We start from the raw sequence: 14,011 nt of genomic DNA, 5'->3' as shown, positions 1-14,011 counted from the left end.
TGGCGCGTTACTCAGTGATGCGCCACTTTTGTTTACACCGATGTGGCGAAGACTGATATACCACCCAGAGATCAACTACGCACTACGGCAGACGCTGGTGCTATGTTTACCTGTGGCTGTTGGTCTGATCATCGGTCAGCTTCATCTAGGACTCCTCTTCTCCCTGGTCCCTGCCTGCTGCAACATTGCCGGTCTTGATACCCCGCATAAGCGCTTTTTCAAACGTTTAGCTATTGGCGCGTCTTTGTTTGCCGGTTGCAGTCTGATCATGCAGTTGCTGCTGGCACAGGCCATACCGCTGCCGCTTATCCTCACCGGACTGACGCTGATTCTTGGCGTAACCGCCGAGCTCAGCCCTCTGCATGCCCGACTGTTACCGGCCTCACTTATCGCCGCGATTTTCACGCTAAGCCTGGTCGGGAACATGCCCGTCTGGGAACCGTTGCTGATCTATGCGCTGGGCACGTTATGGTACGGCCTGTTCAACTGGTTCTGGTTCTGGATGTGGCGCGAGCAGCCGCTCCGTGAATCGCTCAGCTTGTTGTACCGTGAATTAGCCGATTACTGTGAGGCCAAGTACAGCCTGCTGACCCAGCATGCCGATCCGGAAAAAGCGCTGCCTCCCCTGCTGGTTCGCCAGCAGAAAGCGGTGGATCTGATTACCCAGTGCTACCAGCAAATGCATATGCTGTCGGCGCATCGCAACAACGATTACAAGCGCCTGCTGCGTGCCTTTCAGGAGGCGCTGGATTTGCAGGAGCATATTTCCGTCAGCCTTCACCAGCCGGAAGAGGTGCAAAAGCTGGTCGAACGTAGCCACGCCGAACAGGTGATTCGCTGGAATGCGCGCACCGTCGCCGAACGCCTCCGGGTACTGGCCGATGATATTTTGTATCACCGCTTGCCGACCCGTTTCTCGATGGACAAGCAGATTGGCACGCTGGAGAAAATCGCCAACCAGCATCCGGACAATCCGGTGGGACAATTTTGCTACTGGCACTTCAGCCGTATTGCCCGCGTGCTACGCACCCAGCGACCGCTGTACGCCCGAGATTTAATGGCGGACAAGCAGCGTCGGTTGCCGCTGATCCCGGCCCTGAAAAACTATCTGTCGTTGAAATCACCGGCGCTGCGTAATGCCGGGCGCATCAGCGTCATGCTGAGTATCGCCAGCCTGATGGGCAGCGCTTTACACCTGCCAAAGCCTTACTGGATTTTGATGACGATCCTGTTCGTCACGCAAAATGGCTACGGAGCAACCCGGGTACGTATTTTACACCGTTCAGCAGGAACGCTCGTTGGACTGGTCATTGCCGGAGTCACCCTGCACTTTCATATTCAGGAAGGTTACACGCTGGCAGGCATGCTGCTGATTACCCTGGGTAGCTATCTGATCATGCGCAAAAACTACGGCTGGGCTACCGTCGGCTTTACGGTCACGGCGGTATACACCCTGCAACTGCTGACGCTGAACGGAGAACAGTTTATCGTGCCGCGGTTTGTCGATACGGTTATTGGCTGCTTAATCGCCTTTGGCGGTACACTCTGGCTGTGGCCGCAGTGGCAGAGCGGCCTGCTGCGTAAGAACGCCCATGATGCGTTAGAAGCCGATCAGGAGGCCATTCGCCTGATCCTCAGCAACGATCCGCAGGCCACGCCGCTGGCGTATCAACGCATGCGGGTCAATCAGGCGCATAACACGTTGTTCAACTCACTGAACCAGGCGATGCAGGAGCCAGGATTCAACTCGCACTACCTGGCGGACATGAAACTGTGGGTCACGCACAGCCAGTTCATCGTCGAGCACATCAACGCGATGACCACACTGGCAAGGGAACACACAATGCTGACGCCGGATTTAGCGCAGCGGTATCTGGAATCCTGTGAAATTGCGCTCCAGCGCTGTCAGCAGCGGCTGGAATATGACGGACCGGGAAGCTCAGGCGATGTGAATATTCTCGAAGCGCCAGAGATGCTGTCCCACGGTCCGTTAAGCACCCTTGAGCAGCATCTGCAACGGGTACTGGGGCATCTGAACACCATGCACACCATTTCGTCGGTAGCATGGCGTCAGCGACCGCACCACGGAATCTGGCTGAGCCGCCGTCTGCGGGACATGAAAGGTTAAGATCGACTGCCGGATGCGCTGTGCTTATCCGGCAACAGGTAATCAGGCAACGACTTTCGCTACCGCTTGTGCGAAACGCTGCATCCCTTCATCGATATCCGCCTGCTCAACTACCAGCGACGGCGCGAAACGCATCACGTCCGATCCGGCGTTGAGTACCATCACTCCTTCGTGCGCGGCGGCATACAGGAAATCGCGCGCCCGGCCTTTAAACTGCGGCTTCAGCTCGGCGCCAATCAGCAGCCCCATCCCGCGAATATCGCTAAAAATGTCGAACTGTTGATCAATTTTGTGCAAATGCTGGACAAACGTCTGACGTTTAGCCTGAATACCTTCCAACACTTCCGGCGTGTTGATGATATCAAACGCTGCCCCCGCAACTGCGCAGGCCAGCGGATTGCCACCGTAAGTGGAACCGTGCGAACCCACATGAAATGCGGAGGCAATCTCTTGGGTGGTCAGCACCGCGCTCACCGGGAAGCCGCCGCCGAGAGCCTTTGCGCTGGTGAGGATATCCGGCGTCACGCCGTAGTGCATATAGGCAAACAGATCGCCGGTACGGCCCATCCCGCTCTGCACTTCATCCAATACCAATAGCGCCTGGTGTTGGTCGCAAAGTTCACGCAAACCTTGCAGGAATTCCGGCGTTGCCGCAGTGACGCCACCTTCCCCCTGAATAGGCTCAACCACCACCGCACAGGTGTGATCGTCCATCACCGCTTTGACCGCATGCAGATCGTTAAACGGTACATGGATGATATCCGCTGGTTTTGGTCCAAAACCGTCAGAGTATTTTGGCTGCCCGCCGACGGACACGGTAAACAGCGAACGACCGTGAAACGCATTGTGGAAGGCAATGATTTTGGTTTTGAACGGGCTATGGCGCACGCAGGCATAGTGGCGCGCCAGCTTAAAGGCAGTTTCGTTAGCTTCGGTACCCGAATTCATGAACAGCACGCGCTCGGCGAAGGTCGCATCAATGATTTTACGGCCCAGGCGCAACGCCGGTTCGTTGGTGAAAACGTTGCTGGTATGCCACAGGGTTTCACCCTGGGTTTTTAACGCCTCCACCAGGGCCGGATGGCAATGCCCTAGTGCAGTAACTGCAATGCCGCCCGCGAAATCAACATACTCTTTGCCCTGTTGATCCCAGACTCGACTCCCTTTCCCTTTTACCGGGATAAACTCAGCCGGTGCATAAATCGGCAGAATCACTTCATCGAATGTCGCGCGCGTAATTGCAGTTTGTTCAGTTGCCATGTCATTGCCACCCTGTTAAGCAGAAATGTTAGTGAAATTATAATCACAAAATATGAATAAAAAATCACTGAATAGCAACCACAAATCACCTGTTGAGGAAATTAGCCAGCAGTTGATGCCCCTGCTCGCTGAGAATACTCTCCGGGTGAAACTGCACACCTTCCATATCCCACTCGCGGTGACGAATGCCCATAATCTCCTGCGTTTCACTCCAGGCCGTCACCTCAAAGCAGTCAGGAAGCGTCGCGGGGGCAACCACCAGAGAATGGTAGCGCGTCACCGTTAATGGGTTGGCGAGCCCCTGAAAAACACCCTGCCCGTTATGCGTAATTGGCGAGGTTTTACCGTGCATCACTTTAGCTGCCCGAACCACTGTCGCGCCAAAGGCCTGCGCCATAGCCTGATGTCCCAGACAAACACCCAGCAGGGGTGTCTTGCCCGCGAAATGACGAATAACATCCAATGAGATACCAGCGTCATCCGGCGTGCAGGGGCCTGGGGATATTACGATTTTTTGCGGGCTTAGCGCGTCGATTTGCGCCAGCGTCAGTTCGTCGTTGCGCCTGACAAGGACATCAGCGCCCAGTTCGCAGAAGTATTGGTACAGGTTCCAGGTAAAAGAATCATAGTTATCGATAAGCAGGATCATGGCGGCTCCGGTACATAAGAACCGCGCTATTCTACTCAGTTTCCGGGGCTTCGCTTACCACTTTACGAAATATCGCCCGAAGCGCAGACAGGTCACCCATCGCCCCACTCTGATTAGCCAGGTTCCACTCCTCAACCGGAATGTCATCCCAGCTCAATATATACCCGGCATGAATCGCTAACTGTTCGAAAAAAATTCGCTGTGCCAGACCGCTGCCAATACGAAACGGATGCAGCATGTTGATTTCGCAATAATAGTGCGCAAGACGATCCACAAACTTATCTTCCGGTAACCCCACCAACCAGGACTCGTCTTCCAGGTCCTGCATCAGCGCATTGCCCTCTTTCTCGATATAAGCGAAATGACAAAAGCGGGTATCGCCCTGGTAAATATCCACTTCTCGCAGATGTCCCGCCCAGTCAAAAATATCCCGATACAGTTGGCGATGAATGGCGCACAGATGCGGCAAGCCCCGTTTAAGCGGGCCTAATTCGATAGTGGCCGCACGCAGCGCCGTCAGTTCATACGCCGCCTGCGCCAGGCGCTGCGCCTGATGAATCCCCAGACGGTTACGCATGACATTCAGGCCCGGATACAAATAGGGATCGCGTCCATCACCGAATTTATCGCTCATAGTGCCCCCTCAACTCTTCAAGACGCGCCAGGGCGTCTTCCGTGCTCAGAGTCACCCGTGGAATATCCACGCCTTCCAGCCGCCGACTGGCCTGGAAATTGGCATTTCGCCGTTGTTCCCAGAGTCTGGACTTTTGTTTATCGGTGAGTTTTTTCACGTGACCTCCCTGAATGAGCCGACACTTGCCACAAGTATAAGCGGCAATTTCAGGTTACGCAGAGAAGGGAAAGAACGCGGACAGGAACTGCCCGCGCAAAAGACGTTTACGGCAGGACTTTGGCAGACAGGATAACAATCGGTTTTGACGGGACATTCTGGTAAGGACCAACATCATGGGTCTGCACCTGAGAGATCTTATCCGCGACATCCATACCTTTCACAACTTTACCGAAGACCGCGTACCCAAAGTCGCGCTGGCCGTGATCGAGGAACGCATTGTCTGCAATATTGATAAAGAACTGGCTGGTCGCGCTGTCTTTATCTGCTGTACGCGCCATGGCAATCGTGCCGCGGGTATTACGCAGTCCGTTATCAGCTTCATTCTTGATTGGAGGGTTAGGTTTCTTCTGCTGCATCTGCTCGGTAAAACCGCCGCCCTGCACCATGAAGCCAGGGATCACGCGGTGGAACGTGGTGTTGTTATAGAAACCGCTGTTGACATAATCGACAAAGTTTTTCACTGAAACTGGGGCTTTCTGACTGTTCAGCTCCAGCTCAATGTTACCGGCAGAGGTTGTCAGCAGGACATGCGGGTCACCTTTTGCTGCCAGTGCTGCGGGAGAGAGAGCAGAAAGAGCGAGAACAGCTGCAACAGCCGCCAGAGTCGATTTGAGCATGAGAATTCCTTAACAAGAGCAGAAATGAAGCAAGTGAATTGATTCTAAAGAGCCTTCAAGAACAAGGCCATCCCTTTACTTAATTTTACGTACTTGAAACAAATGTAACCTTATAGCCTCAAGATTCAATGCGATCTAGATCACATAAAAAAATGTAACGTAGCAAGTAATTACCAATAAACATTTAAATGCATCACTAAAGCGCCTAAAATCTGCCCGCTCACGGCGCAGTCAATGCGCCTAACACTTCTATACAGGCCAGTCATGACTAACAGCAATCGCATCAAGCTCACATGGATTAGCTTTCTCTCCTACGCCCTGACAGGCGCGTTGGTAATTGTCACCGGGATGGTGATGGGAAACATCGCAGATTACTTCCATTTGCCCGTTTCCAGTATGAGTAACACCTTCACCTTTCTGAATGCCGGCATTCTGATCTCTATTTTTCTGAATGCATGGCTGATGGAAATTGTGCCACTGAAAACCCAGTTGCGCTTTGGCTTTATCCTGATGGTTCTGGCGGTCGCCGGACTGATGCTCAGCCATAGCCTGGCCTTGTTCTCAGCCGCCATGTTTGTACTGGGTCTGGTGAGCGGTATCACCATGTCGATTGGTACATTCCTGGTGACTCAGATGTACGAAGGTCGCCAGCGCGGTTCCCGCCTGCTGTTTACTGATTCCTTCTTCAGCATGGCCGGCATGATTTTCCCGATGGTGGCAGCATTCCTGTTAGCGCGCAGCATCGAATGGTATTGGGTTTATGCCTGCATCGGCCTGGTATACGTCGCCATTTTCCTGCTGACCTTCGGCTGCGAATTCCCGGCGCTGGGTAAACACGCGCAGCAACCGGACGCGCCAGTGGTAAAAGAAAAATGGGGCATTGGCGTGCTGTTCCTGGCGATCGCCGCGCTGTGCTACATCCTCGGTCAGTTGGGCTTTATCTCTTGGGTGCCGGAATACGCCAAAAGTCTGGGCATGAGCCTGAACGACGCAGGTAAACTGGTCAGCGACTTCTGGATGTCTTACATGGTTGGCATGTGGGCATTTAGCTTTATCCTGCGTTTCTTCGATTTGCAGCGCATCCTGACCGTACTGGCGGGTGTGGCTACCGTCCTGATGTATCTGTTTATCACCGGTACGCCGGAGCATATGCCGTGGTTCATTCTGACGTTGGGCTTCTTCTCCAGCGCGATTTATACCACCATCATTACCCTCGGCTCCCAGCAGACGAAGGTCGCATCACCTAAACTGGTTAACTTCGTTCTGACCTGTGGCACCATCGGTACTATGCTCACTTTCGTGGTCACTGGCCCTATCGTGGCGCACAGCGGTCCGCTGGCGGCATTGCAGACGGCTAACGGCTTGTATGCGGTCGTATTCGTGATGTGCTTTATTCTTGGGTTCGTCACGCGTCATCGCCAGCATAACGCACCCGCAACGCATTAATCTGAGTGCCGGATGGCGATGCTAACGTATCTTATCCGGCCTACAAGACAAGCTGTTCGTAGGCCGGATAAGGCGCAGACGCCCTCCGGCCTATTCCCCCACCCTCTTCTTTCTCTGGTGCTGTAGGCCAATTCTTACAAAAACCCCTTAATTTGTACGCTATTTATACAAACACGAAAAGCCTGTTAATTCCGTAACTTATAAAAATGCAGTTAAATCAGCTATATACCTCTTAAGGAGTATATAAAGGCGAATTTGATTTGCATCAATAAGCGGGGTTGCTGAATCGTTAAGGTAGGCAGTAATAGAAAAGAAATCGAGGCAAAAATGAGCAAAGTCAGACTCGCTATTATCGGTAATGGTATGGTCGGCCATCGCTTTATTGAGGATCTTCTTGATAAATCCGACGCTGCCAATTTTGATATTACCGTCTTCTGTGAAGAACCCCGCAAAGCGTACGACCGCGTCCACCTATCGTCCTACTTCTCCCACCACACCGCCGAAGAACTTTCTCTGGTGCGTGAAGGATTCTACGAGAAGCATGGCGTTAAGGTGTTAGTGGGCGAACGCGCAATCACCATCAACCGCCAGGAGAAGGTGATCCACTCCAGCGCGGGTCGTACGGTCTATTACGATAAGCTGATCATGGCGACAGGCTCTTATCCGTGGATCCCACCGATTAAAGGTTCGGAAACCCAAGACTGCTTCGTTTACCGCACCATCGAAGACCTCAACGCCATTGAATCTTGCGCGCGCCGTAGCAAACGCGGTGCCGTCGTCGGCGGTGGCCTGCTGGGTCTGGAAGCCGCAGGTGCGCTGAAAAGCCTCGGCGTTGAAACCCACGTGATTGAATTTGCCCCGATGCTGATGGCCGAACAGCTGGATCACATGGGTGGCGAGCAGTTACGTCGCAAAATTGAAAGCATGGGCGTGCGTGTGCACACCAGCAAAAACACTAAAGAGATCGTCCAGGAAGGCACCGAAGCGCGCAAAACCATGCGTTTTGCCGACGGTAGCGAACTGGAAGTCGATTTCATCGTCTTTTCTACCGGTATTCGCCCACGCGACAAACTGGCCACCCAATGCGGCCTGGACGTTGCGCCGCGCGGTGGTATTGTGATTAACGATACTTGCCAGACTTCTGATCCGGACATCTATGCCATCGGCGAATGCGCCAGCTGGAACAACCGCGTGTATGGTCTGGTCGCTCCAGGCTACAAAATGGCGCAGGTTGCCGTCGACCATATTCTCGAAACCGAAAACGCCTTTGAAGGCGCGGATCTGAGCGCCAAGCTGAAGCTGCTCGGTGTTGACGTCGGCGGGATTGGCGACGCGCATGCGCGCACGCCGGGCGCCCGTAGCTACGTCTATCTCGACGAAAGCAAAGAAGTCTACAAACGCCTCATCGTTAGCGAAGATAACAAAACCCTGCTCGGGGCGGTTTTAGTCGGTGACACCAGCGATTACGGCAACCTGCTGCAGCTGGTGCTGAACGCCATCGAACTGCCGGAAAACCCAGACTCACTGATTCTGCCAGCTCACGCGGGCAGCGGTAAGCCGTCTATCGGTGTCGATAAACTGCCGGACAGCGCGCAGATTTGCTCCTGCTTCGACGTCACCAAAGGCATGCTGATCGCCGCTATCAACAAAGGCTGCCACACCGTTGCGGCGCTGAAAGCTGAAACCAAAGCTGGTACCGGCTGCGGCGGGTGTATCCCGTTGGTAACGCAGGTCCTGAACGCTGAACTGGCGAAACAGGGGATCGAAGTTAACAACAACCTGTGTGAACACTTCCCGTACTCGCGTCAGGAACTTTTCCATCTGATCCGTGTAGAAGGAATTAAAACCTTCGAAGAGCTGCTGGCAAAACACGGGAAAGGCTACGGCTGTGAAGTGTGTAAACCAACCGTAGGTTCCCTTTTGGCCTCCTGCTGGAATGAGTACATCCTCAAACCACAGCACACGCCGCTGCAGGACACTAACGACAACTTCCTGGCGAACATCCAGAAAGACGGTACCTACTCCGTGATCCCGCGCTCCGCGGGCGGAGAAATAACTCCTGAAGGCCTGGTGGCTGTGGGCCGTATCGCGCGTGAATTTAACCTGTATACCAAAATCACCGGTTCTCAGCGTATCGGCCTGTTCGGCGCGCAAAAAGATGACCTGCCGGAAATCTGGCGTCAGCTGATTGAAGCGGGCTTTGAAACCGGTCACGCATACGCCAAAGCCCTGCGTATGGCGAAAACCTGCGTAGGCAGTACCTGGTGCCGTTATGGCGTCGGCGATAGCGTCGGATTCGGCGTGGAGCTGGAAAACCGCTACAAGGGCATTCGTACCCCGCACAAAATGAAATTCGGCGTCTCCGGCTGTACCCGTGAATGTGCGGAAGCTCAGGGCAAAGACGTGGGTATCATCGCCACTGAGAAAGGCTGGAACTTGTACGTTTGCGGTAACGGCGGGATGAAACCTCGTCATGCAGACCTGCTGGCAGCGGATATCGACCGCGAAACGCTGCTCAAATACCTTGATCGTTTCATGATGTTCTACATCCGTACCGCCGACAAACTGACCCGAACCGCACCATGGTTAGACAACCTGGAAGGCGGTATCGAATATCTGAAATCGGTCATCATCGACGACAAACTGGGGCTGAACCAGCACCTGGAAGAAGAGATGGCCCGTCTGCGTGAAGCGGTGGTCTGCGAGTGGACAGAGACAGTTAACACCCCATCCGCACAGGTTCGCTTCAAACACTTTATCAACAGCGATCAACGCGATCCGAATGTCCAGGTTGTGCCTGAACGTGAACAACATCGTCCGGCCACGCCCTATGAGCGTATCCCGGTGACTCTGGTGGAGGAAAACGCATGAGCCAGTGGAAAAACATCTGCAAAATCGATGACATTCTGCCTGCAACAGGCGTCTGCGCCCTGTTAGGTAGCGAGCAAGTTGCGATTTTCCGCCCGTATCACAGCGACCAGGTGTTTGCGATCAGCAACATCGACCCATTCTTCGAGTCCAGCGTGCTTTCTCGTGGGCTGATTGCTGAACATCAGGGCGAATTGTGGGTCGCCAGCCCGCTGAAAAAACAGCGCTTTCGCTTAAGCGACGGTCTGTGCATGGAAGACGAACAGTTCTCCGTGAAACATTACGAAGCCCGAGTGAAAGACGGCACGGTGCAACTGCGCGGTTAATAAATTTTTGGGAGGCGCAACGCCTCCCCTTTTTTGACGTATTTGTAGGTCTTTTATTTGTAGGCCTGATAAGCGTAGCGCCATCCGGCAATTGCACAAGCACATTGCCGGATGGCGGCATAAATGCCTTATCCGGCCTACGGTTACGATTTCTTTTTATTGTTTGTACTTCAAGGATAATCAACACATGTTCACAGACACTATTAATAAGTGTGCGGCTAACGCTGCGCGCATCGCACGCCTCTCGGCTAATAACCCGCTCGGATTCTGGATCAGTTCGGCAATGGCAGGAGCCTATGTGGGTCTCGGCATCATTCTTATTTTCACCCTCGGTAATCTGCTCGACCCGTCCGTACGTCCTCTGGTAATGGGTGCAACCTTTGGTATTGCCTTAACGCTGGTTATTATCGCCGGTTCTGAACTGTTCACCGGACACACGATGTTCCTGACGCTTGGCGTTAAAGCGGGCACCATCAGTCACGGTCAGATGTGGGCTATTCTGCCGCAAACCTGGCTGGGTAATCTGGTCGGATCCGTGTTTGTCGCTCTGCTTTATAGTTGGGGCGGCGGTAGCCTGCTGCCGGTCGATACCAGCATCGTCCATTCGGTAGCGTTGGCAAAAACTACCGCGCCAGCAACGGTGCTGTTCTTTAAAGGCGCACTGTGTAACTGGTTGGTTTGTCTGGCAATCTGGATGGCAATTCGTACCGAGGGCGCAGCAAAATTCCTCGCTATCTGGTGGTGTCTGCTGGCGTTTATCGCTTCCGGTTACGAGCACTCGGTTGCCAACATGACGCTGTTTGCCCTCTCCTGGTTCGGTCACCACAGCGAAGCCTATACCCTGTCAGGAATTGGTCATAACCTGTTGTGGGTGACACTCGGTAATACTTTGTCCGGTGTCGTATTCATGGGATTGGGTTATTGGTATGCTACGCCAAAATCGGAGCGTCCTGTTCCGGCAAAAATCAACCAGCCAGAGGCTACTGCCAATAATTAAGGGGTAATGTCGTGGATCATTTGCCTATATTTTGTCAACTACGTGACCGCGACTGCTTGATCGTCGGCGGTGGTGATGTCGCAGAACGCAAAGCGCGGTTACTGCTGGAAGCTGGCGCCCGTATAACGGTTAATGCGCTGGCGTTTATTCCGCAGTTCACCGTATGGGCAGATGAAGGCATGCTGACGCTGGTTGAGGGACCGTTCGACGAGTCCCTGCTCGACACCTGCTGGCTGACTATTGCCGCCACCGATGACGATGCCGTCAACCAAAGCGTCAGCACCGCCGCAGAATCACGTCGTATTTTCTGCAACGTGGTCGATGCGCCAAAAGCAGCCAGTTTTATCATGCCCTCCATTATCGACCGCTCGCCGCTGATGGTGGCGGTCTCCTCCGGCGGTACATCGCCGGTGCTTGCCCGTCTGCTACGTGAAAGACTTGAATCTGTGCTGCCTCAGCATCTGGGCCAGGTCGCGCAATATGCAGGCAAGTTACGCGCCCGAGTGAAAGAACAGTTTGCCAGCATGGGTGAACGTCGCCGCTTCTGGGAAAAATTGTTCGTGAATGACCGCCTGGCGCAGTCGCTGGCGAACAGTGACCAGAAAGCCGTCGAGGAAACCACCGAGCAGTTGCTCAGCGAACCGTTGGACCATCGAGGCGAAGTAGTGCTGGTTGGCGCCGGTCCTGGCGATGCCGGGCTGCTGACGCTGAAAGGTCTACAGCAGATCCAGCAAGCGGATGTCGTGGTTTATGACCGTCTGGTATCCGACGACATCATGAACCTTGTACGCCGCGATGCCGACCGGGTGTTCGTCGGTAAACGCGCGGGCTACCACTGTGTACCGCAGGAAGAAATTAACCAGATCCTGCTGCGTGAAGCGCAACAGGGCAAACGCGTCGTGCGCCTGAAAGGTGGCGACCCGTTCATCTTTGGCCGTGGTGGCGAAGAGCTGGAAACCCTGTGCCATGCCGGTATTCCATTCTCCGTTGTGCCAGGTATTACCGCAGCATCCGGTTGTTCCGCCTATTCCGGCATTCCACTGACCCATCGAGATTACGCCCAGAGTGTACGTCTGGTCACCGGGCACCTGAAAACCGGCGGCGAGCTGGACTGGGAAAACCTGGCGGCAGAGAAACAGACGCTGGTGTTCTACATGGGCCTCAATCAGGCGGCTACTATCCAGGAAAAACTGATCGAATTTGGCATGCAACCCGATATGTCTGTCGCGCTGGTAGAAAACGGTACCTCCGTGAAGCAACGCGTTGTTAGCGGGGTGCTTTCGCAACTCGGCGAACTGGCGCAGCAGGTTGAAAGCCCGGCGCTGATTATCGTCGGCCGCGTGGTTGGACTACGCGATAAGCTGAACTGGTTCTCGAACCATTAATTGAACGCTGAAAAATGCCCTGATGTTGGACTGCCCCCATAAAGTTGGACAGTTCATATTCAGGGCATTTATTTATCTTCCGGGTAATGACTCCAACTTATTGATAGTGTTTTATGTTCAGATAATGCCCGATGACTTTGTCATGCAGCTCCACCGATTTTGAGAACGACAGCGACTTCCGTCCCAGCCGTGCCAGGTGCTGCCTCAGATTCAGGTTATGCCGCTCAATTCGCTGCGTATATCGCTTGCTGATTACGTGCAGCTTTCCCTTCAGGCGGGATTCATACAGCGGCCAGCCATCCGTCATCCATATCACCACGTCAAAGGGTGACAGCAGGCTCATAAGACGCCCCAGCGTCGCCATAGTGCGTTCACCGAATACGTGCGCAACAACCGTCTTCCGGAGCCTGTCATACGCGTAAAACAGCCAGCGCTGGCGCGATTTAGCCCCGACATAGCCCCACTGTTCGTCCATTTCCGCGCAGACGATGACGTCACTGCCCGGCTGTATGCGCGAGGTTACCGACTGCGGCCTGAGTTTTTTAAGTGACGTAAAATCGTGTTGAGGCCAACGCCCATAATGCGGGCAGTTGCCCGGCATCCAACGCCATTCATGGCCATATCAATGATTTTCTGGTGCGTACCGGGTTGAGAAGCGGTGTAAGTGAACTGCAGTTGCCATGTTTTACGGCAGTGAGAGCAGAGATAGCGCTGATGTCCGGCGGTGCTTTTGCCGTTACGCACCACCCCGTCAGTAGCTGAACAGGAGGGACAGCTGATAGAAACAGAAGCCACTGGAGCACCTCAAAAACACCATCATACACTAAATCAGTAAGTTGGCAGCATCACCTATCTTCCGATAGAAATAAATCAAAACCGATACACGCTATATACTCGCCTCAGTAGCCCAACCGTTAATCATTAATTAAATGTATTTTTAAAACATTTAAATTCATTGAAAGCATATTTTATATAAAACTTGTTATGTCCTAATCCGGACTACTTTAAGTTTATTTTAGTTGATATCTTAACCGCCGAGAAATGGATTTCATCCATTTAAAAATAGATATCTTACAAGGATTTTAACATGCTGAAATTTGCAAAAATCACTATCGTTGCTGGTGTTCTGGCTACGCTGACCGCGTGTACTGGTCATGTCGATAACAAAAAAGATAACTGCACCTACGATTACTTCCTGCACCCGGCAATTTCTATTTCTAAAATTATTGGTGGCTGTGGCCCGGCTGCAGATCTGTAACAGAAGCGATTGCGCAGATACAAAAAAACCGGGAAATCCCCGGTTTTTATATTTATAGGTTAAATGCTCATTCACACGTTACCGCACTTCTCGCCGAGCAGGTAGCGGGCCAGGGTTGTCAGTCCCTCCTCTCTCTTGATAAATATCCGACGCATTTTATATTCTCAGTAAATTGAATATTTATATCTTCATTAAATTGATTGATATAAGGAAATATGCAAACG

The 14,011-nt window shown here is 53.2% G+C and carries 13 protein-coding genes and 1 pseudogene; 7 read left to right on the top strand and 7 right to left on the bottom strand.

Annotated elements, in window-relative coordinates:
• Positions 1-40 precede the first annotated feature (40 nt).
• A complete protein-coding gene (locus tag HV345_RS01685) occupies positions 41-2,128 on the top strand; it encodes a YccS/YhfK family putative transporter (RefSeq protein WP_181636684.1) in 2,088 nt (695 codons plus the stop codon).
• Between the two features lie 42 nt (positions 2,129-2,170).
• Here HV345_RS01685 and HV345_RS01680 read toward each other — a convergent pair whose 3' ends face one another.
• The 5 genes from HV345_RS01680 to ppiA form a co-directional block, all read right to left on the bottom strand.
• Positions 2,171-3,388, bottom strand: coding sequence for an aspartate aminotransferase family protein (locus HV345_RS01680; RefSeq protein WP_181636192.1), 1,218 nt, complete (start codon positions 3,386-3,388; stop codon positions 2,171-2,173).
• A gap of 85 nt (positions 3,389-3,473) precedes the next feature.
• The gene (gene pabA / locus HV345_RS01675) at positions 3,474-4,037 is read right to left on the bottom strand and encodes an aminodeoxychorismate synthase component 2 (protein WP_016154776.1); all 564 of its coding nucleotides are present in this window, start codon (positions 4,035-4,037) and stop codon (positions 3,474-3,476) included.
• A 31-nt stretch (positions 4,038-4,068) separates the two neighbouring features.
• Positions 4,069-4,671 (bottom strand): putative adenosine monophosphate-protein transferase Fic, encoded by a 603-nt coding sequence (locus HV345_RS01670; RefSeq protein ID WP_019078159.1) that lies wholly within the window; start codon positions 4,669-4,671, stop codon positions 4,069-4,071.
• The gene (locus HV345_RS01665) at positions 4,661-4,828 is read right to left on the bottom strand and encodes a YhfG family protein (RefSeq protein WP_016157626.1); all 168 of its coding nucleotides are present in this window, start codon (positions 4,826-4,828) and stop codon (positions 4,661-4,663) included. The genes HV345_RS01670 and HV345_RS01665 overlap by 11 nt, the downstream gene beginning before the upstream one ends.
• Before the next feature lie 106 nt (positions 4,829-4,934).
• On the bottom strand, positions 4,935-5,507 hold the full coding sequence (gene ppiA / locus HV345_RS01660) for a peptidylprolyl isomerase A (protein WP_019078158.1): 573 nt from the start codon (positions 5,505-5,507) through the stop codon (positions 4,935-4,937).
• Between the two features lie 264 nt (positions 5,508-5,771).
• Between ppiA and tsgA the strand changes: the two genes are divergently transcribed.
• The 5 genes from tsgA (at position 5,772) to cysG (ending at position 12,529) form a co-directional block, all read left to right on the top strand.
• Complete coding sequence (gene tsgA, locus HV345_RS01655) at positions 5,772-6,953, top strand: MFS transporter TsgA (RefSeq protein ID WP_016154778.1); 1,182 nt, start codon at positions 5,772-5,774, stop codon at positions 6,951-6,953.
• A 327-nt stretch (positions 6,954-7,280) separates the two neighbouring features.
• A complete protein-coding gene (gene nirB / locus HV345_RS01650; protein WP_016154779.1) occupies positions 7,281-9,824 on the top strand; it encodes an NADPH-nitrite reductase large subunit in 2,544 nt (847 codons plus the stop codon).
• The gene (gene nirD, locus HV345_RS01645) at positions 9,821-10,147 is read left to right on the top strand and encodes a nitrite reductase small subunit NirD (RefSeq protein ID WP_016154780.1); all 327 of its coding nucleotides are present in this window, start codon (positions 9,821-9,823) and stop codon (positions 10,145-10,147) included. Before nirB ends, nirD begins: the two co-directional genes overlap by 4 nt.
• 187 nt (positions 10,148-10,334) lie before the next feature.
• The gene (gene nirC / locus HV345_RS01640) at positions 10,335-11,144 is read left to right on the top strand and encodes a nitrite transporter NirC (RefSeq protein ID WP_181636191.1); all 810 of its coding nucleotides are present in this window, start codon (positions 10,335-10,337) and stop codon (positions 11,142-11,144) included.
• Between the two features lie 11 nt (positions 11,145-11,155).
• The gene (gene cysG / locus HV345_RS01635; protein WP_181636190.1) at positions 11,156-12,529 is read left to right on the top strand and encodes a siroheme synthase CysG; all 1,374 of its coding nucleotides are present in this window, start codon (positions 11,156-11,158) and stop codon (positions 12,527-12,529) included.
• Between the two features lie 97 nt (positions 12,530-12,626).
• On the opposite strand, the gene HV345_RS01630 is transcribed toward cysG, so the two are convergent.
• Positions 12,627-13,324, bottom strand: a protein-coding gene (locus HV345_RS01630) for an IS1-like element IS1A family transposase (protein WP_103215986.1) whose coding sequence is annotated in 2 segments (ribosomal slippage) — positions 12,627-13,075 and positions 13,075-13,324 — 699 coding nt in all. Because the reading frame shifts where the segments join, the coding sequence is not laid out codon by codon here.
• 292 nt (positions 13,325-13,616) lie between these two features.
• Here HV345_RS01630 and HV345_RS01625 point away from each other — a divergent pair.
• Positions 13,617-13,787, top strand: a complete 171-nt coding sequence (locus HV345_RS01625; RefSeq protein ID WP_016154783.1) for a YhfL family protein — start codon at positions 13,617-13,619, stop codon at positions 13,785-13,787.
• Between the two features lie 77 nt (positions 13,788-13,864).
• Here the strand turns inward: HV345_RS01625 and HV345_RS26300 are convergent.
• Positions 13,865-13,942 (bottom strand): annotated as a pseudogene (locus HV345_RS26300) (hypothetical protein); the annotation flags it as partial.
• Positions 13,943-14,011: the final 69 nt, after the last annotated feature.

This window comes from Citrobacter sp. RHBSTW-00986 (assembly GCF_013783065.1).
Classification (GTDB): Bacteria; Pseudomonadota; Gammaproteobacteria; order Enterobacterales; family Enterobacteriaceae; genus Citrobacter; species Citrobacter braakii.
Note: the sequence above shows the minus strand (reverse complement) of the source record. Positions and strands in the feature narration are given on the sequence as shown.